This is a genomic window from Corynebacterium segmentosum (assembly GCF_900637825.1).
Taxonomy (GTDB): Bacteria; Actinomycetota; Actinomycetes; order Mycobacteriales; family Mycobacteriaceae; genus Corynebacterium; species Corynebacterium accolens.
Window position 1 is genome coordinate 1778838 of sequence record NZ_LR134408.1, and the last position, 20311, is coordinate 1799148.

The window sequence follows — 20311 nt, forward strand, 5'->3', positions numbered from 1 at the left end:
AGATACCTTAGCCGAAAGCCCGCCCAAGGTATGCATCTGGGCTGCGCGCCGTGGCGTGTGGCATACTTGTCCGTTGCTTCACTCTTCCCTAGCTGCTTTCTTTCGCGTATTTGAATCGAGTATTTTCCTATGTCTTCCCTAGTGCGCATCGTCCGCAGCGCTTCTGCCCTGTGGCCTTTTTATCTCGGCGTCCTGCTTACCGCGACTATCACCGCCCTCGTCTCGCTGGTGGCACCGTTTTTAACGAGGGAGGCCACCGATGTCATCGTTGAGACCGTACAGTCTGGCGGCGATACCACAGGCGCCCTGCGCACAGTGCTGCTTTTAGCCTTAGCCTTGTTTATTGCCGATGCCACGAAGGCCCTGTTCAATAATATCGGCGGCTATATCGGCGATGTCATGGTCTCCCGGCTACGCCAAATTTTATCCAACCGGTACTTTGCCAAGCTCTTGGCGCTGCCGCAGGGCTATTACGATGACCAGATCACCGGCACCATCATTGCCCGGCTCGACCGTTCTATCGCCAATATCACGCAGTTTATTCAGTCCTTTGCCAATAACTTCTTCACGATGATCATCCAGACCATCGCCGTATTGGCCATTACCGCGTGGTTTTATTGGCCGCTGACTATCCTGCTTGCGCTGCTATTTCCCGTGTATATGTGGCTTACCGCCCTGACATCTAAGCGGTGGCAGGAATTCGAGGCTATTAAAAACGAACACATTGACCTCGCCAACGGCCGCTTTGCAGAGGTCATCGGCCAGGTCAAGGTCACCAAATCTTTCGTCAGTGAATCGCGGGAGCTTAACCATTTTGCCCAGCACTACGGCGGCGTGGTCGAGACCACTAAGCCACAATCGCGCTGGTGGCACACCATGGATACCTTCCGCGGGTTGGCCATGGCGGTCATCTTTTTGGGCATCTACGCCGTCATCTTCTGGCGCACGCTCGAGGGATATTTTTCCATCGGTGACATGGTGATGCTGCTGCAGATGGTGGCCGGAACCAAGCAGCCGGTATTCATGATGAGTTGGATCGTCGATACCGCCCAGCGCGCCATCGCGGGCTCCCGCGACTATTTCCATGTCATGGAGGAAGAAATCGAGCCCACTGCCCCACGCGAGCTCGTTGCTGCCACCACCGGTTCTGGCACCCCAGAGCTGGATCTCACCCCGATAGCCCCACTAGAGACCACCCCCGGCGCGCCGGTCTTTGCCTTTAATGACGTGTCGTTTTCCTACGAAGAAGGAAAACCCGTAGTAGAAGACATCTCTTTCACTGCGCATGAGGGCCACAAGGTTGCCCTAGTCGGCGAATCCGGCGGCGGTAAATCTACCTTGGTCAACCTATTGCTCGGCCTCTATCATCCATCGGATGGCGATCTAGAGGTCTTGGGTCACCGCATCGATGATCTCAGCGCGTCCCGGCTGCGCGCCTCTGTCGGCGTGGTCTTCCAGGAGTCCTACCTCTTTTCGGGCACAATCCGCGACAATATTGCCTATGGCAAGCCCGGGGCCACGGAGGAAGAAATCGTGGATGTGGCCAAGCGCGCCAATGCCCATGACTTCATTGAGGCCTTCCCGGATGGCTATGACACGGTCATCGGCGAGCGCGGGCTCAAGCTTTCCGGCGGGCAGAAGCAGCGCGTGTCCGTCGCGCGCGCCATGCTGAAGGACGCACCCATCTTGGTGCTCGATGAAGCCACCTCCGCGCTGGATACCAAGGCCGAGCGCGCCGTCCAAGCCGGCCTGGACGAGCTGATGAAGGACCGGACCACGCTGATTATCGCGCACCGCCTATCCACCATCGCGGATGTGGATACCATCATCACCCTCGAGGCAGGGCGGATCGATGAAATGGGCTCGCCTGCCGAACTCGCGCAATCCGGCGGCATTTATGCCGAGCTGCTCAAACTCACCCAATCCAGCTCCGCGGCGGACCGCCGCCGGCTGAAAAAGTACGGCTTTGTTACCGGGGCCAATTCCCGCAGCGAGCACGGCGAAGAAAGTGAATAAATCCACTGGGACTGCTGCGCTTAAAGCGTTAAGCTTGTGTGCATGCAGTTTCCTAGCCTAGAAGAGTTGCAAGCCCGCGGAACCCGCAAGTGGACCGTCTTCGATGAAGACGTCCTCCCGCTGTGGATCGCGGAGTCCGATTTCCCCACCGCCCCCGCCGTCAAGAAGGCGCTGCAGGAGATGGTGGATAATGAAACCTTCGGCTATACCCCCTCCCCCAAGGCCTCGGGGCTGCGCGAGGCCGTCGCGGATTTCTATGCGGAGCGCTACGACTGGCGCCCCAATGCCGATCACATCTTCTGGATAGGCGATGTCGTCCGCGGCCTCTTGCTCGGCGTGCAGTACTTTACCCGCGATGATTCCCCCGTCATCGTGCCCGTGCCCTCCTACCCACCGCTGCTGGAACTTCCCCGCACGGCTGGGCGCGAAAAGATCGAAACCAGCCTCGAGCTAGAGGAAATCGAGCAGGCCTTCAAGGACGGTGCCGGTTCTATTCTCTTGGCCAACCCCTATAACCCGCACGGCCACGTCTTGTCGGAGGACTACCTCCGCGGGCTGGTGGAGTTGGCGGAGAAATACGATGCCCGCATCTTGGCCGATGAAATCCATGCCCCGCTGGTCTATGAAGGAAAGCATATCCCGGTGGCATCGCTAAGCGAGGAAGCAGCGCAGCGCACCATCACCGTCACCGCCACCTCCAAGGCCTTTAATACCGCGGGACTTAAGTGCGCGCAGATCATCTTTTCCAATGCCGCCGATGCCCAAAAGTGGAACGGGCTGACCGGCGTGGCCAAAGACGGCACCGGCACCTTGGGCGTGCTGGCCGCCGAGGCCGCCTACCGCCACGGCGGGGGCTTCTTGGACGAGGAAATCGAGTACCTGCGCGAGACCCGCGACTGGTTGGTAGAAGAACTCCCGCAGCGCATCCCTGGGCTAAAGACCTCGCAGCCGCAGGCCACCTACCTGTTGTGGCTGGACTTTTCCGATACCGCCATCGCCGGCAATCCCCAGCCCGCCAAGTGGCTGCGCGAAAACGCCCGCGTCGCCCTCAACGAAGGCGATACCTTCGGCACCGGCGGCCCCGGCCACGCGCGATTGAACTTCGCTACCTCCCGCGAGATCCTCGGCGAGGCACTCGACCGCATGGAAAGGGCCTTCGCCGAGCTCAACTAGCTCTCCCCGCCACCCTTTCTCCTCGCCCCATCGCACCCGCGATGGGGCTTTTATTGCATTTTCACCATGCTTTGATTTCTCAACAGGTGGGCAGTAATATCTCATTACACGAATAGCCCCTATAGGGCTACAGAATTCGCATTCTCGTTCGCGTCGCCTGTCACCATGGCTCTCGGCGCGGCTGATGGTTTTAGTACGCAATGTTAAGGAGCCAGGATGGCTACCACCACTGCCTCAGGCACCCCCAAGAGCAAGGCCACCGTTGTCATTGCCTCGCTCATGCTCTTTTCGATGTTCTTCGGCGCCGGCAACCTCATTTTCCCACCGATGGTGGGCGTTTCCGCCGGCACCAACTTCTGGCCCGCCGTGCTGGGCTTCCTCGCCGCCGGCGTACTCTTGCCCGTCCTGGCCATCATCGCGGTCGCCATTTCCGGCCGCTCCGTGCGCGACCTGGGCGCGAACGGCGGCGCTATCTTCGGCGTGGTCTTTTCCGCCATGGCCTACCTGTCCATCGGCGCTTTCTACGCGCTCCCACGCACCGGCGCGGTCTCCATGGAAACGGCGATCACTCCCCTTTTGGGTTGGGAAGGCACCCTGGCCAGCGGTTTATTCAATACCGTCTTCTTCCTCATCACGTTAGGCCTGGCGTGGAAGCCCAATTCCATCATCGATACGCTGGGCAAATTCCTCACCCCGGCCCTGGTTGCGCTGCTAGTGGTCCTCATTACCTTGGCGGCACTGAATAACCCGCGCGATCCCCAGATGCCCACCGAGGATTACACCTCTTCCCCCATGGTCACCGGCCTTTTCGAGGGCTATAACACCATGGACGCCATCGCCGGCTTGGCCTTTTCCATCGTCATCGTAGGCTCCCTGCGCTCTAAGGGCTTTAAGACCCAAAAATCCCTGGTTAAGGGCACCATCACCGCAGCGCTGGTTGCCGGCACCCTGCTTGCTGCCATCTACTTGGGGCTGGCCTGGGTGGGCCAGACCTTGCCCGACGGCCAGTCCTATGAATCCGGCGCGCCGCTGCTTGCCGAGGCCGCCAATCTCACCATGGGCACCTTCGGCCAGGCCCTCTTTTCCGCCATCGTCGTCCTCGCCTGCCTGACCACCGCGGTCGGCCTTATCACCGCCACCTCCGCGTTCTTTGAGATGCTGGTGCCGAAGACGAGTTACCACTTGTGGGCCTGCATCTTCACCGCAATGTCCATCCTCTTCGCCTTCCAGGGCCTCGACACCGTACTGTCCATCGCGGTGCCGTTTATCACCTTCCTGTACCCACCGGCTATCTCCCTAATCCTGCTCACGCTTATTCAACCGGCAGTAAAGAAATCCGTCGTGTTCTACTGGACCTACCGCCTTGCCCTGTGGGTATCGGTCATCTGGTCCGCCCTGACCGTCATTTCCGCGCAGGGTTGGGCAACTGACGTCCTGGATCCCATCTTGTCGCTGGTGCCGGGCCAAGCGGTGGATCTCGGCTGGATTGCACCTACCGTCATCGCGGCCGTTATTGGCCTGATTGTGGATATCTCCATCAAGGCCGGCGAGAAGCACTCCAACTCCGTGACCGCGGCTGCCGATGCCGATGGCGATGCCGTCGTTGACTCGCCGCTCGATGCAGCGGCATCGCCAAAGAGCTAAGCTCCCTCCCTCCTTCTCTGCCCCGCCGTTGGCCCGCATTCCCCGGGTTCCACGGCGGGGTTTCTGTCTGCGGGCGCACTCCACGCGCAAGAAGCACGGAATAGCGCCGCCCCGCGCACCGTTGCACTATAGGTACTATCCCCGCGAGAAAAAGGATTATTTTCCCATGACTGATCACGCGCCACTTTCCGTATTGGACTTTTGCACCATCTATGACGGTGAAACCCCTGCCCAATCCATTAACCGGTCGGTGGAATTGGCCCAGGAAGCCGAAAAGCTGGGGTATTCCCGCATGTGGTACACCGAGCACCACAATATGAAGTCCATTATGTCCTCCGCGCCCGCCGTCCTCATCGCGCACATCGGCGCTAAGACGGAGCGCATCCGGTTGGGCTCCGGCGGCGTGATGCTACCTAACCACTCGCCGTATGTCATCGCCGAGCAATTCGGCACATTGGAGGAGATGTACCCAGAGCGCATCGACCTAGGTGTCGGCCGTGCCCCCGGCACGGACATGAATACCTTGGGCCGTGCGTTGCGCCGCGATGGTCAGTCAGCCGAGCGCTTCCCGGAAGATGTCAAAGAGCTCAATGCTTACCTAGAGGGCAAGGCCTATATCCCTGGGGTCAGCGCGGTTCCCGGCGCGAATACGAACGTTCCTATCTATATTCTGGGCTCGTCCATGTTCGGCGCTTCGCTCGCGGCAAAGCTCGGCCTGCCCTACGCCTTTGCCTCCCACTTCGCCCCGCAGCACCTCGAGGAAGCAACCACCTACTACCGGGAGAACTTCCAGCCTTCCGAGCGCTTTAGCAAGCCCTACGTCATCGCCGGTGTGAACGTCACCGCCGCCGATACTATGCAAGAGGCAGAAGCCGAATACGAGCGCGTGTGCTTCAACCGCGTGAAATCCTTCGCCGGCCGCGGCAAGTACCTGACCGACCAGCAGGTAGAGCAGATCATCGAGTCTTATCAAGGCCAGCAAATTTTGGATATGCTGCGCTACTCCGCGGTCGGTACCACCAAGGAAGTCACCGAATACTTGGAGAAGTTCCAAGAGCATGCCAAGGCCGATGAGCTCATGATTTCCCTGCAGTCCAGCTCACACGAGAATGTCATCAAAAACATGCACGTGCTGGCCGAGGGCTGGCAGCTCGATCCAGCCAACGTGGCGGGCACCCCGCGCTAAAATCCATTGCGCTAAACGGCGCCGGGCTGCACCGAGCGGGGCAGCCCTCAGCCGCACCATTCTGGCTGCTCAGCACCACCGGATTCGCCGCACAACAGCCGCTGAGATTGCCCTAATTAATGGTAAAATAAGCCCACCCCCGAATGGTTTTAGGGAGTTTATGTGTTGCATAACGCACACGTTATTCTTCATCCATGAAAGTATTACGTGCGCGCTCAGCGCTTGGCTGTCTCGCGATGGCGACAGCGCTGGGTACAGTAACAGCTTGTTCAGCGGGCCATACGGCGGTGGTAGATACCTCCGGCAACGAAGCCGCCCTAACGGTGGCGTCTAGTTCGGGGGCCACCTCGCTCGACTTCACCACTACCAGTGGGGCCGCCGCGCCCTCGGTGCTGATGGATAACGTCTATGAGACCCTGGTGCGCATCGATGAAGACGGGTCCATCACCCCAGGCTTGGCCAAGGACTGGGACATCAGTGAAGATTCGAAGACCTATACTTTCCACCTGCGCAATGACGTAACTTTTTCCAACGGCGATCCCTTCACCGCACAGACCGCCGCCTTTTCCATTAATTACGTCAAAAATGACTGGGCCAACGGCATTTCCTCCGCCATGGATCCCGTCGATAGCGCCACCGCGGTAGATGACCACACCCTCAAGGTGCGGCTGGACAAGCCGTCGAACCGCTGGCTGTGGTCCATGGGCACCACCATCGGTGCGATGATGTCACCTAAGGGTATGGACGACCTCGCAGCCCAACCTATCGGCACCGGCCCCTATGAGGTGGCGGGATTTTCCCCCTCGGAATTCGTCTCCTTGCACAAGCGCGATGATTACTGGGGCACACCGTCTGAACACGATGTCACGGTGCGCTACTTCCCCGATGCCATTTCCTCGGTCACCGCGCTGCGCTCGGGCGGCGTGGACGTCGTCTGGGGCGTGGGCAACCCCGAAATCCTCGATTCCCTAGATGATTCCATCGATACCAACGTTGGCACCACCAATGGTGAGGTCTTGCTATCGATGAATAATGACCGCGCCCCCTTCGACGATCCGCGGGTGCGCCAGGCCGTTTCTTACGCCGTCGACCGTCAAGCGGCCAATGACATCGTGTGGTCTGGCATGGCCACCGATACCGGCGGCGCGCCCATGGCGCCCACCGATCCTTGGTTCGAGGGCAAGAACTATTACGACTTCAACCCGGATAAGGCCCGCTCGCTGCTTGCCGATGCCGGCGCTGAGGGTACCCCACTCACCATCACCGTGCCCACGCTTTATTACGCGCAGGCCATCTCTGAGTTGCTGTACTCGCAGCTTTCCGATGTCGGCTTCGACGTCACCCTCGAAAGCGCCGAGTTCCCCGCCGTGTGGCTGGGCCAGGTTCACGGCGCCAAGGACTACCAGATGTCGATTATCTCCCACGTGGAGGCCCGCGATATTCCGGCGCTTTTTGGTAACCCGGATTACTACCTGAATTACGATTCCGCCCGCACGCGCGAGCTGCTCGAAAAGGCCGATACCGCCGCGCCTGAGGACTATCCCCGCCTCATGTCGCAAGCGGTGGACCAAATTATGGCCGATGCCGGCGCGCTAACCGTGATGAATATGCCGAATGTAGTTCTCACCCGCCACGGCATCAGCGGCTTGCACACAGATCAGGTCACCGACGCGATTGTGTTGCGCGATCTCACCGACGATAAGGAGGACCAATGAGTACCTCTCGGGCACAGGCCATAATCCGGCCGCTGCTACGCTTCGTTCTCACGCTTTTTATCGCCTCCCTCATCATCTTCGCGCTTATGCGCGCCGTGCCCGGCAACCCGGCGCGCGTCGCGTTGGGGGTTAATGCCACTGAGGACGCCATCGCCGAGCTCAGCGCAGATCTCGGCCTCGACCGGCCGCTCATCGCGCAATACGGCGAGTGGATGAAGGGCCTCGCTACCGGTGATTTTGGCAAGTCGCTGTCCTCGCAGCAGGACATCACCCCGCTGGTTGTGGACCGCCTGCAGGTCACGCTCATCCTCATCGGCCTGGCCATGGCCTTGGCGCTGGCCTGCGCGATTCCCATCGGCATGTGGCTGGCGCATAACCGCAATTCGCGGGTTGCCGGCCTGGTCTCCGCGGGAACGCAGTTGGGCATCGCCGTGCCAAGCTTCTTGGTCGGTATCATCTTGGTGGCCATCTTTGCGGTCCACCTGGGCTGGCTGCCGGCCAATGGTTGGGTGCCGCCCAACCGCGGCGTGGGCGATTTCCTGCGCCACCTGATCCTGCCGGTCATCGCGCTGGCCCTGGTCCAGGGCGCCATGCTCACGCGCTATATGCGCTCCTCGGTGCTCGACGTTATGGACCAGGACTATATCCGCACCGCGCGCGCCCTGGGCGATTCCCCGCGGGAGGCCCTGCACCGCCACGGGCTGCGCAATGCCGCGCTGCCGGTGCTGACGGTGTCTGGCCTGCAATTGACCTCGATGGTGGTAGGCGCCGTGGTCATTGAATCCGTCTTCGTCATCCCCGGCGTGGGTTCCATGCTGCTCGATGCGGTCTCCGTGCGCGATCTGACCACGGTGCAGACCCTCGTCATGCTGCTGGTCACCTTCGCGCTGGCAGTAAACATGCTTACCGATGTCACCTACCGCCTCATCGACCCCCGAATCAAGGCAGGTGACGCGCGATGAAAATGCGTTTTTCTGGTTGGCTAGGTGCCGTGCTCGTCGGCGCGGTCGTCGTAATCGCCCTCGTATCGCTGGTGTGGACGCCGTACGATCCCACCCTCGCCCAGCCGGGTAGCCGGCTATCCGGCCCCACCGCGGATCATATCCTGGGCACGGACCGCTTCGGGCGCGATACCGCCTCGCGCATCATGGCGGGCGCGAAAATCACCGTCTTCGTGGGGCTCATCGCCGTCGGCATCGCAGGTCTTATCGGCATCCCGCTGGGGATTCTGGCGGGCATGCGCCGCGATACCTGGGTAGAAGCGCTGGTCATGCGCGGCGCCGACGTGGTACTCGCCTTCCCGGCGCTCTTGCTCGCCATCATCGCCGGCGCGGTCTGGGGCCCATCGACGCTGACGGCCATGATTGCCATCGGTATTTCCGGCATCCCGTCCTTTGCCCGCGTAGCACGCTCTGGCACGCTGCAGGTGGTCACGCAGGACTATATCGCCTCCGCCCGCATCTCCGCCGTGCCGGGCTGGAAGGTTGCGGTGCGCCACGTGCTGCCGAATATCGCAGGCCTTATCATCGTCCAGGCCTCGGTGTATTTTGCCCTCGCCATCCTCGCGGAGGCGGGCCTGTCCTACCTCGGTTTGGGCACCCCTCCCCCTGCTGCCTCGTGGGGCCGCATGCTGCAGGATGCCCAGTCGCTGCTGAGCACCGATCCCCTCCAAGCCCTGTGGCCGGGCCTCGCCATCGCCGCCACGGTCTTGGGCTTTAACCTGCTTGGCGATGCCCTCCGTGACGCCCTCGACCCCCGTATGAAAGGAGCCACGCGATGAGCCTTTTAAGCGTGCGCGATCTCAACCTCAGCGCCTCCGAATCCTCCCTCGTCGGCCCGCTTAGCTTCGATCTCGAGGCGGGCGAAAAGCTCGGCATCATCGGCGAATCCGGCTCCGGTAAATCACTGACCGCGCTGTCCATCATGGGCCTGCTGCCCACGGGGATTTCCGCCACCGGCGAGGTCACCGTAGCCGATCACCAGATCATCGGCGCGCGGGATTCCGCCATCCGCCCGCTGCGCGGCAAGACCATGGCCATGGTCTTTCAAGAGCCTATGAGCGCGCTGGATCCCTTGATGCGCATTAGCGCCCAGCTAACCCACGCCGGTGCGCGCGATATCGCCGCGGCCCTAGAAGAAGTCGACCTCGACGCCGATCTCGCCTCGCGTTTTCCCCACCAGCTCTCCGGCGGGCAGCGCCAGCGCGTGCTCTTAGCCATGGCCATGGCGGGCAGCCCCGACGTGCTCATCTGCGACGAACCCACCACCGCCCTCGATGCCACCACGCAAGACGGGGTCCTCCGCGTCATCGAGCGCGTGACCGAACAACGCGGCACCGCCCTGCTTTTTATCACCCACGATCTCAACGTCATCCAGCGCATGTGCCCGCGGGTGCTGGTCATGCGCGATGGCTACATCGTGGAGGAAGGCCGCACCGAGCGCGTGCTCACTCAGCCGCGCCACGCCTATACCCAAGAACTGGTTTCGGCCTCGCAGCCGCCAGACTTCGCCCTCACCCCGGCGGGTGGGGAGAAGGAAATGGTGGTACTGGAGGGCATCGGCAAGCAGCATGGCTCCCAGGCCGCGTTGGCGGGGATCGATCTCTGCGTGCGTCGCGGCGAGCGGCTGGGCATCGTCGGCGGCTCCGGTTCCGGCAAGACCAGCTTGCTAAAAATCGTGGCAGGGCTGGATGCCCCGACCTCTGGAACCAGCACCGTGGACGGGCGCGTGCAGATGGTCTTCCAAGACCCGCAAGGCTCGCTAAACCCGCGGCTGAAGATATGGAAATCCATCGCCGAGGCCATGCCCGGGCGCTTGCCCAAGTCCGAGCAGCGCGAGCGCGCCGCCGCCGCGCTCGAAGAGGTGGGCATGTCCGGCAAGGCGCTCGACCGCTACCCCCACGAATTCTCCGGCGGGCAGCGCCAACGCATCTCCATCGCCCGCGCCTTGTGCGGCGAGCCGGATATCCTGCTTGCCGATGAAGCCGTCTCCGCCCTCGACATGTCCGTGCAAGCCCAGGTGCTGGAATTGCTCGCCCGCCTCATCGAGGACCGCGGGCTGACCCTGCTGTTTGTCACCCACGATCTCTCCGTGGTGCGCGGGCTCTGCGATAGGGTCGCCGTGCTCAACCGCGGCGAGCTGGTCGAACACGGCCCCACCGAGCGCGTGTGGTCTGCGCCAGAAAGCGACTACACCCGCCGGCTCATTGCCGCTGCAGGGCAGTAAGATCTCTGCGGCGTAGGGTGGTTGCGGTAGACGTTTTAAACGAAAGGAGTCCAGCAGGCTCGTGAGCATCGACCACCCTATCCCGCAACGCCCCAGCACCACCCAGTTGCTGACCGCTTTTAATACCGCCTCCGTGCGCTGGCCCGGTGCCCTGCGCGCGGCCTTGGCACTGCTGCTCCCCGGCGCCTTCGCCCTACTCACCGGCCACGACTACGCCATCCTGCTGCTGGCCACCGGCGCCTTCGCCGTAATTTTCGGCGAGGGCCACCCCTTTCGCACCCGGCCACGCGTCATCCTCACCGCCGGCCTGGCACTAACCACCGTGGCGACCGTAGGCGTGCTGGTCGGCCACCTCATTTTCGTCCCCGGGCACGGGCACTGGTGGCTGCTGCTCGCAGGGCTTTATTCCCTCCTGCTCGCCGCGCTGTGCGGCTTTACCCAGAACGCGCTGCGCCTGCCACCGCCGGGCGCTTTCTTTCTCGTCTTGGTCGGCGGCGGCTCGGTGATGCTGGCGCGGACGGATACGAGCGTCGGCCAGCTATTCTTCTGGTCCCTGACCGGCGTACTGGCCAGCCTGATTCTGGGCATGGCGCCCGCGCTCATTGATGTGCACGGCCCCGAGCGCCGCGCCGTCGCAGCCTTGGAGAAGGCCACCGCCGCGTTTGTCTCCGGCGAGGATGATTCCCTCGCCCGCCACCACCAAGCCCAAACGGCGCTCTCAACGGCCTGGCAAGCGCTTGCCGATGCCGGCATTATCCGCGGCGGCCGCATCATCAACTCCGCCGCCGCAGGCCTGGTGGATCGCACCTTGCAGGCCCAAAGGCGCATCGTCGCGCATAACCGCGCGCTGGACTTGGGTTCTTCCTCCGATCTGCTGACTGATTACGCCACCGATGTGGATCCGCACCGCACCGCCATCCCGCACACCCGCCCCACCGGGCGCTACCGCATCTACCGCGCCGCGGTGCGGGATTCGCATGCCATGGTGACCACGCAAAAGATCGTGGTCTCCGCCGCCATCACCACGGTGGTCAGCCTGTCATTAGGTTTTGACCGCCCGGACTGGGGCGTGGTCTCCGCCTTCCTCATGTTGCAGTGGGGGCCAGACCACGTCGCCGGCACCGTCCGCGGCATCCACCGCATGCTCGGTTCCATCGTCGGCGTCATGCTGTTTTCTATCTTCCACTACTTCGGCGTGTCCGGGTGGAGCCTGCTGCTAGCCCTCGCCGCCTGCCAATTCTGCGCGGAAATTTTCGTGGCCAAAAACTATGCCATCTGTGTCATCTTCTCCACCCCGCTCGCGCTCCTGATGGGCAATTCCGCGCAGCGCCCCCTCTGGCCCACCATCCAGGCGCGCATCAGCGAGGTCCTCATCTCCATCATCGTGGCCACCATCGTGCTGTGGTTCTGGCAGCGCTCCGCGCCCATCCGCAACCAGCACCGCCTGCAAACCCGCGCCATGGAATCCATGTCCACCCTGCTCGGTCTGCTGTTTATCAATACCCCCGAAGAGGTCCTTGCCAGCCGCCGCGACCTGCAATACGAGCTGCTATCCGAGCGCCGCGCCATCCAATCCCTCGCCGCCGATAACCCCGCCACCGCGCGAGAATTGTGGCAGCGACACATCGCCATCCAGCACGCGGGGTATTTCTTACTCGACTATTGCTCCACGCACCCGTTTAGGATGGCAAGCAGGGAGGAACTAGATGGCATCGTCAAGCAGATTCACGCCGCGCATGCCCAGCCGCGCTAGCTTGTGGAATGCGTTGCGGTGCTGAACAATTGAAGCCACTACCCTCGCCGAGCTAAGGACACCGTGACTTCTTCCTCCCGCGCCTATAAGCGCTCCCTCGAACCGCACGATAAGGGCAGCGCCGTCGGGCTCTACCCGCACAATATGCACCCCGGGCTGGTGCCGGGCATCAGCGTTGAGGACCAACGCAACCGCTTCGGCCTGGATAAATCGCTATTTTCCATCACCACCGTCCTCATCGTAGCCTTCATCATTTGGGGCATTACCATGCCCGATAACCTGGCCGCCGCCTCCTCCACCGCCTTAACTGGGCCATCACCAATACCGGATGGCTGCTGAATATCACCATGCTGCTGGCCACCGTGACCATGGCCTATATCGGGTTCTCCCGCCTCGGCTGCATCAAGCTTGGCACGGATACGGAAACGCCCGAATTCAGCTACTTCAGCTGGGTAGCGATGATGCTTGGCGCCGGCATCGGCGTCGGCATCTTCTTCTACGGGCCCTCCGAGCCGCTATCGCACTACCTCAGCCCTCCCCCGCACACCGTGGATAACGGCAGCTCCGTCGAGGCATTGCACCAAGCGATGGCCCAATCGCACTTCCACTGGGGCATTTCCCCGTGGGCAGCCTATGCTTTGGTTGGCGCCGCGATTGCCTACTCCTCCTACCGGCGCGGGCGCGTTCCCCTCATCTCTTCCATCTTCCAGCCGCTCTTCGGCTCCCGCGCCACGGATGGCCCGCTGGGCAAGCTTATCGATGTCATGGCGCTTATCGCCACCCTCTTCGGCACCGCCGCTACCTTGGGGCTTTCTGCTATTCAAATCGGCCAGGGTGTCAGTATCATTCGCGGCGCGGGCCCCATGACCAATTCCGCGCTCATCATCGTCATCGCCGTGTTAGGCTGCGCGTTTATTATCTCCGCGGTCTCCGGCGTCGCGCGTGGCGTGCGCTACCTGTCCAATATCAATATCACCTTGACCTTGGGGCTTGTAGCCTTCGTCTTCTTGGTCGGGCCCACCCTATTGCTGCTGAACCTGATTCCTTCGGGCATCGTGACCTATATCGATCAATTCCTGCCCATGATGGCCAAGGGGCTGTCCTGGGGCGATGAGACCATTGAATTCCAGTCTTACTGGACGGCGTTCTACTGGGCCTGGTGGATTGCGTGGACGCCGTTTGTGGGCATGTTCGTCGCCCGCATCTCCCGCGGCCGCACCATTCGCGAATTCGCCGCCGTGACCATCTTCGCCCCCACCGCCATCTTGGCGCTGGCCTTTACCATCTTTGGCGGCACCGCCATTTCCTTCAACCAAGAAGGTGTAGAGGGCATCGACGGTGAATCCTCCAATGAACAGGTGCTCTTTTCGATGTTCCAGGATCTTCCCCTTGGCACCATCACCCCCTTTATCCTGTTGGTCATCCTCGCGGTCTTCTTTGTCACCTCGGCTGACTCCGCCTCCGTGGTCATGGGCACCATGTCCTCCAAGGGCGACCCAACCCCGAATAAGCTCATCGTCATCTTTTGGGGCCTGTGCATGATGGGCATCGCCATCGTCATGCTGCTGACCGGCGGCGAGGACGTCCTCACCGGCCTGCAGAACCTCACCATCCTGGCAGCGCTGCCCTTCTGCCTCGTGCTGTTAACCATGATGGTGGCGTTCATCAAGGATCTGCGCTCTGATCCGATGTTCATCCGCCGCACCTATGCCCGTTCGGCGATGGACAATGCGGTCATGCGCGGCATCGCAGAGCATGGCGATGAATTCGAGTTCACCGTCCAGCACGCCGAGGACGGACGCGGGGCCGGGCATGACTTTGATTCCGCCGCAGATCGCTATACCGAGTGGTACCAACGCACGGACGAAGAAGGCCGAAACGTCGACTATGACTTCGAAACCGGTAAATGGTCCGATGGCTACGACCCAGAGGATGAGGAGAAGTAATGGGCCTTCCCAGCGATGTCGTCCTCGATGGCTACACCCTCATCGAGCAGCACGAGATTGACCACGAATTCTTATTGCGCGGCTCGCCACTTAGCACGAACACTCCCCTGCTCTTCGCGCTCACCATCGTCGGCATAGTACTCGTGGCCGCCAGCTTATTTCTCCGCGGGCGCGGGCGGGTCATCGCCGGTGTGCTGGGCGCGGTGCTCGCAGTAAGCAAGCTGTGGTGGATGCCCTTCGCCTTGGCGCGGCGCTTCGATGACGGCCAGGTCTTCGGCTATACGCTCAAGTACTTCCCGCAGTACTGGCCGGTAGCCTCCATCATTGTCGGCGCCATCGCGCTCATCGGCCTCGGCTCTGCCGTTATCCGCCGACATTAACATTATTTCTGCACGCCGGCGGCCTCGCGCATGGCCTTGGTCTGCGCGGAAGGGTGCTCGTTTTCGGTGGCCAGTCGCTCGAAAGCCACGGCGGCAAGCGCCGCCGCTTGCATGCCGAGCACGGAGTCATCAAAACGCATCATCGGCGAGTGGTTCCACTCGCGCTGGTTTTCGGGCGTCGAAGGGTTAGCCGTGCCCATCCACATAAACGTGCCCGGAACCTGGGAGAGGACATAGCCGAAGTCCTCGGACGCCATCATAGGGGCCTCGAAAGGCTGCATGTTTTCCGCGCCAAACATCTGCCCCCACAGCGTGGCAGCGAATTGGTTCTCCCGCGGGTTCGTCTTGGTCGTTGGATACAACACTTCGAAATCCACCTGCGCGGTGCACCGGTGCGAGGCAGCCACCGAGCTGGAGACCTCGGTGATCATTTGGCGGACGGCGTCGATCTTTTCGTCGCGAAGCACGCGCACCGTCGCCCCCAGCGCCGCGCGATCCGGAATGGCGTTATACGCACCATTGCCCGCCCATAGGTTGGTCACGGTGATCACGATGGGCTCCAGCGCGTCGAAGCGGCGCGTCAGCGCGGTCTGCAGTGCCATCTGGATTTCCGCCAGCGCCGCGACGGGGTCGATGGCATCGTGCGGGCGGGACCCGTGCCCGCCCTTGCCCAGCACCGTAATGGTCAGGTTGGACGAGCTTGCCATCATCGGCCCGGGAACATAGTGGAACGTGCCCCGGTCCTGCGGGCCCACGTGCAGGCCGTAGGCGGCGATTGGGCGTCGGCCAGCGGCATCGAGCACGCCCTCTTCGATCATCGGCTGCGCACCGCCCGGGCCTTCCTCGCCGGGCTGGAACATAAAGGTGACATCGCCATGCAGCTCCTCGCGGTGCTCACAGAGCATGCGCGCGGCCCCAATCAGCCCCGCCGTATGCAGGTCGTGGCCGCAGGCGTGCATGTATTCATTGATCGACGCAAAGGGGCTGCCGGTCTGCTCATGCACCTCCAACGCGTCCATGTCCGCGCGCAACAGCACCGAAACCGGCCGCTCGCCGCGCTTGCCGCCGCGCAGCACCGCCACCACGGAGCTAAGGTCCTGCCCCACATGAATCTCGAGCGGCAGTCCCTCGAGCGCCTCGAGGACCTTTTGCTGTGTACGCGGCAGGTCCAGCCCGATTTCCGGGTGGCGGTGCAGATCGCGGCGAATTTCTTGCAGGTCCTCCACCATGTTTTCGCCCATGTCCTGGAAAATCTCCGTCGCCGGCTGCTTGCCGATGCGCGCCCTTGTCACCGGCAGCGGCGGCAACTCCTGCGCCTGGCGCGGGACGGACTTACGTCCGGGGTGGTTGGGGCGGGCAATTTTCGTGGGATCGGTCATGTGGGCTCCTTTACTCGCTGTCGTATTCGACAATACCGCAGGTTATCCACAGGGTGAATGGGCGGCGAGGCGTCAGGTGTGACGCGTGGGGCGAGTTATCCACAGGCGGGGCGTCGCGGGCTTTCGCGCGGGTGAACGGTGGCTTAACCTCGCAGGCATGACCCGCTTGCAGGACTACGCCCGCCAATTAACCTCGCCGATGGAGCTTCTCGGCGAGGTCTTCGGCCTTGCCGAGGCGGACCTGCGGCGGCTTGGCATTTCCCGGCAGGAATCGCGCGAATTGCTGCTGCTTGCCGATGCCTACTTCGGCCCCACCTCCTTTACCCGCCGCCAGCGCACGTGCCGGGCGACGAAGCACTGCTTAACCACGCTCAAGTTGATTGAAAAATACGTCTCCCGCACCAAGACGAAGCGGGATGCGTGGGCGCTGCGGGCAGAGTTGTGTGGAACTTCGGGGGACATCGACAAGCTGGCGCGCACTCGGCTCAAGGAAATGTATCCTCCCCGTCAGCCGCAGCGCGGGGTGCGCATGACCCGGCGCAAGGGCGGGCCCTCCACGCTGTCTATTACTGGAGATTCCGATTTCATCGCCGACCTGCACTCCACCATTGGGGAGGATTCCCCGCTCGAGGCCGTCGACCGCATCTTCTTCCGCGGTGGTGCCACGCGCCCGGTGGCTAGCACCAATATCGTCATCCACCTCGATGAGCTGGATGAGATATTAAATGGTGGCGGCGAAGAGGTCACGCTGCAGATGACCAATGGTGCCGAAATTTCCGGGGCCAAGCTGGTGGAGAAAAAGCTTGCCGAGGTCGGCCTCATCACCCTCATCCACCCCTTCGAGGGCCCGGTCAACCTCTACAGGACCTCGCGATTCGCCTCCGAAAAGCAGCGGCTGATGGCCGCTGCCGAACACCCCTCCTGCCCGTGGGCGGAGTGCAATTATCCGGCCGATAAATGCCAAGTCCACCATCTCCAGGCGTGGAAGCACGGCGGCGAGACGAATATGGACAACCTGACCATTGCTTGCCCCTATCACAACGGCGTCAACGACGATGACCCGCACGCCCCGCCGGTGCGCGGCCGCCTGCATCGACACCGCGGCCGCATCGAATGGCTTCCGCCCTGGGCCTCGCCGCCCGGCTAGGTGCCGCCTTTACTTGATTCGAATGAGCCGGCCCCGAGCAGTTCTGGGGTTCCTAAGTAAGTGGCGCCTTTTCCTACCGTTGCTCTTCTCATTGCCGCCGATAGCAACCGCTGGTTTAGCGGTTGCCGGTTTGGCATGCCATAAGCCTTCTACCCTGTGGCCCGTATGCTGTGAGACCCGTGCGCCGTAAGGCTTGTGCACCGTGGGAACCGAATGCCAAGAGACTCGGCCACCATGGGATCTAGGGGCCCTGGGATCTTTGTGCCGGGAGAACGGTGCACCCGGAGACCCTGTGCCGACGGTGCGTTGTGGTGTGCCTCCATCGCTGGGTGCTAAGTCAGGGCCTTGGCGCGGTGATAGATGTTCGCGAGCGACCAGTGGCTAGCTGGGTAGGAGGTTTTAGGCTTCGAGGAGGCTGCGGCCGAAATAATCGGATTCATTGGTGATGCCGGGAAGCGCATAGAAGTAGCCGCCGCCGTAGGGGCGGATATAATCAGCCAGCGGTTCGCCTTCGAGGCGTTTTTGCACCGTGATGAATTGTCGTTCCAGGTCCTGCTGGAAGGAGATGAAGACCAGCCCCACGTCGAGGGTGCCATTATCCCGCACGCCGTTGTCGTAATTATAAGCGCGACGCAGCATAAGTTGGTCAGCGGTTTCTGGGGTGCGGGGGTTGGCCAGGCGGATGTGGGCATCGGTGGGAATGACATCGCCGGTGGCATCATCGAGGTAATCCGGCTCGGCGTGCTCGTCGCCGCCCGATAGCGGGCCGCCCGTTGCGCGGTCGCGGCCGAAGATTTGCTCCTGCTCGGCGATGGAAATGCGATCCCAAAACTCGGTGTACATGGCAATAAGCCGAACCGCCATATAGCTACCGCCCGCGGCCCAGGCAGGCTCATCCGAACCGGCCCATACGAGCGAATCGTAGTCATCGGGGCCAGGATTGACGATGCCATCCTTAAACCCCAAATGATTGCGCTGCGTGCCCGATGGCCGCGGAGAATTCATATAACCATTTTGCCGCCAGCGCACCGCCACATCGCCGCGCGTATGTCGCAATATATCGCGCAGCGCGTGGAGAACGGTATCGCGTTCATCGGCGCAAATCTGCAAGGCTAAATCACCGTGGCACATTTCTTCTTGCAGGGTGTCATCGGCAAACGATTCCATCGCGCTCAAGTGCGCGGGCTTGTGGGCGGCAAGGCCGAAGCGGCCATCGAAAAGCGAATCGCCCACCGCGAGGGTGATGGATAAGTGATCGGCCGGCAGCTCTGGGCCCAACTCGCCCGAATCCATCGCCGGATAGGCAATTCCGTCGGGGGCGGGCGTGCCACCTGCGGTTAAGATGCGCGCCCTTTCACTTAGCGTGCGCAGGAGCTTGTCCAAACGGGCTTTTGTCTTCACCTGCACGTCCAGCGCCACTATTTCCGAGTATTTCTGTGGGAGATTGATGATGCCTTGCTGGTGTTCGCCGTGGAAATCCAGCGCGCCCGGGCGATCCAGTGAATCGGTGGATTCCAGCGGAAGCGAGGTGGGCTCGGCTCCTGCTCCCGGGGCTGCGCCGACGGCCGCGGAGGCGGCGAGGCCAGACAAAAAGGAGCGGCGGGAAAAGTTAAACGGGCACGGCACTAGTTCATCCTCCGGATAACGGTCATGGTGGCAACCGGGGCGAGCAGCTCATTCGCCTTGGCGACGCCCGCCTGCAAGCGCAAGCGGTCCTCCTGCGGCCAGTCCGCAAAAGCCACGCTAGACGCACCACCGTATTTATCGTCGAATTCCTCAGCAAGGGCGTCCAAATCCGCGAGCTGATCGTAGATGGGTGCGGTGTCTAAACCGCGATCCTCAACCAAAGAGCGCACGGGATCCAGCGTCACCCGCGTCGATGTAATAACCCCGCGCAGGGCGGCAGGCAGGGCATGGGCGCCGAAATCGCGCTCGCCGCGCAGGTCAAAGCGCTCGAACTCCTCCATCACCTCATGCGCGCGCAGCCCATAATCCGGGGCGGGGATGGCGAAATGGGCGGTATCGAGGGCGTGGGCGGTTTTGTCGGTGGCATCGGCAAGCGCGGTGGCGGGCAGGGTGGCATCGCTAGGCGGGCGGTTGGACCACAGGATGCGCTCGATGTCTTCGTAGCCCTCCAAATCCGGGCCCGGCCACTCCGCGCTGGAATCGTCGAAGGAGCGGTAATACTCCAGGTAGTCCAGGTAGGCGGCTTGGGCGGCGGAGCGGGAGGAGGAGGTGGCATCGGCAAGCGCATGCGCGCGCTTTTGCAGCTCCGGCACGCGCTCTTTCTGGTTTTCTGCCTGCTTGATGGACACCGCGGCGACCTCGTGATCCGTAATGGGAACCATCTTGGGCGCGTTGCTCACCGTGGACCCCGTTACCGTGAAGGCGTCCGACTCCACTGCGGAATCGTTGTGAAATACGCAGGTCAGGTGGTAGGTTCCGTCCTCCAGCTGCGGGTTCCACTCGCGGACAGCGGGAGTGCCGACGCGCTCGAGGACCTGGTAGGCATTGCCCTTGTCATCTGAAACATAGACCGTAAGGGCAAGCCCGGTGGTGTTATTGATCTTCCATTTCGCCTCGCCCTGCACGTCCTCAGGCGCCGGGCAGGAATACACATCGCGCACGGCGAGCTCGCGCGTGGGTTGCTCGTCGCTGTGCCCGGCGAGCCTCGCCTGGGCAGCCGTTTGCGGGATGGAAAGCCCAACGACGAGCGCGAATGCGGTGGCGAAACGGGAAATCTTCAT

Annotated in this window: 14 protein-coding genes and 1 pseudogene; 12 read left to right on the forward strand and 3 right to left on the reverse strand. The window is 62.2% G+C overall.

The genetic code is table 11. The annotated features are described in order from the left end of the window. Positions 1-129: 129 nt before the first annotated feature. The 11 genes and pseudogenes from EL217_RS08495 to EL217_RS08545 all read left to right on the forward strand — a co-directional run bounded on the left by EL217_RS08495 (position 130) and on the right by EL217_RS08545 (position 15038). Positions 130-2016: an ABC transporter ATP-binding protein gene (locus EL217_RS08495; protein ID WP_023029101.1), complete on the forward strand. Its 1887-nt coding sequence runs from the start codon at positions 130-132 to the stop codon at positions 2014-2016. Positions 2017-2058: 42 nt separating this feature from the next. Then, positions 2059-3189 (forward strand): MalY/PatB family protein, encoded by a 1131-nt coding sequence (locus EL217_RS08500; RefSeq protein ID WP_126319565.1) that lies wholly within the window; start codon positions 2059-2061, stop codon positions 3187-3189. A 216-nt stretch (positions 3190-3405) separates the two neighbouring features. Next, complete coding sequence (brnQ, locus tag EL217_RS08505; protein WP_126319567.1) at positions 3406-4833, forward strand: branched-chain amino acid transport system II carrier protein; 1428 nt, start codon at positions 3406-3408, stop codon at positions 4831-4833. Between the two features lie 166 nt (positions 4834-4999). Beyond that, positions 5000-6019, forward strand: coding sequence for an LLM class flavin-dependent oxidoreductase (locus EL217_RS08510; RefSeq protein ID WP_005278049.1), 1020 nt, complete (start codon positions 5000-5002; stop codon positions 6017-6019). 194 nt (positions 6020-6213) lie between these two features. Beyond that, complete coding sequence (locus tag EL217_RS08515) at positions 6214-7734, forward strand: ABC transporter substrate-binding protein (protein ID WP_126319569.1); 1521 nt, start codon at positions 6214-6216, stop codon at positions 7732-7734. After that, entirely contained in the window at positions 7731-8696 is a 966-nt protein-coding gene (locus EL217_RS08520; RefSeq protein WP_126319571.1) for an ABC transporter permease, read from the forward strand. Before EL217_RS08515 ends, EL217_RS08520 begins: the two co-directional genes overlap by 4 nt. Further along, positions 8693-9514, forward strand: a complete 822-nt coding sequence (locus EL217_RS08525; RefSeq protein ID WP_126319573.1) for an ABC transporter permease — start codon at positions 8693-8695, stop codon at positions 9512-9514. Before EL217_RS08520 ends, EL217_RS08525 begins: the two co-directional genes overlap by 4 nt. Then, on the forward strand, positions 9511-10959 hold the full coding sequence (locus EL217_RS08530; protein WP_126319575.1) for an ATP-binding cassette domain-containing protein: 1449 nt from the start codon (positions 9511-9513) through the stop codon (positions 10957-10959). The genes EL217_RS08525 and EL217_RS08530 overlap by 4 nt, the downstream gene beginning before the upstream one ends. Positions 10960-11020: 61 nt before the next feature. Continuing rightward, positions 11021-12712, forward strand: coding sequence for an FUSC family protein (locus tag EL217_RS08535; RefSeq protein WP_172596724.1), 1692 nt, complete (start codon positions 11021-11023; stop codon positions 12710-12712). 144 nt (positions 12713-12856) lie between these two features. Continuing rightward, positions 12857-14658, forward strand: a pseudogene (locus EL217_RS08540) (BCCT family transporter). Beyond that, positions 14658-15038, forward strand: coding sequence for a hypothetical protein (locus EL217_RS08545; RefSeq protein WP_126319577.1), 381 nt, complete (start codon positions 14658-14660; stop codon positions 15036-15038). Before EL217_RS08540 ends, EL217_RS08545 begins: the two are co-directional and overlap by 1 nt. 2 nt (positions 15039-15040) lie before the next feature. Here EL217_RS08545 and EL217_RS08550 read toward each other — a convergent pair whose 3' ends face one another. Continuing rightward, on the reverse strand, positions 15041-16417 hold the full coding sequence (locus EL217_RS08550) for a M20 metallopeptidase family protein (RefSeq protein WP_126319579.1): 1377 nt from the start codon (positions 16415-16417) through the stop codon (positions 15041-15043). Positions 16418-16574: 157 nt separating this feature from the next. On the opposite strand from EL217_RS08550, the gene EL217_RS08555 reads away from it, so the two are divergent. Further along, positions 16575-17564 (forward strand): HNH endonuclease signature motif containing protein, encoded by a 990-nt coding sequence (locus EL217_RS08555; RefSeq protein WP_126319581.1) that lies wholly within the window; start codon positions 16575-16577, stop codon positions 17562-17564. 399 nt (positions 17565-17963) lie between these two features. Here the strand turns inward: EL217_RS08555 and efeB are convergent, their stop codons facing one another. Together efeB and EL217_RS08565 are read right to left on the reverse strand one after the other, a co-directional pair. After that, entirely contained in the window at positions 17964-19190 is a 1227-nt protein-coding gene (efeB, locus tag EL217_RS08560; protein ID WP_126319583.1) for an iron uptake transporter deferrochelatase/peroxidase subunit, read from the reverse strand. Further along, on the reverse strand, positions 19190-20311 hold the full coding sequence (locus EL217_RS08565) for an EfeM/EfeO family lipoprotein (protein ID WP_126319585.1): 1122 nt from the start codon (positions 20309-20311) through the stop codon (positions 19190-19192). The genes efeB and EL217_RS08565 overlap by 1 nt, the downstream gene beginning before the upstream one ends.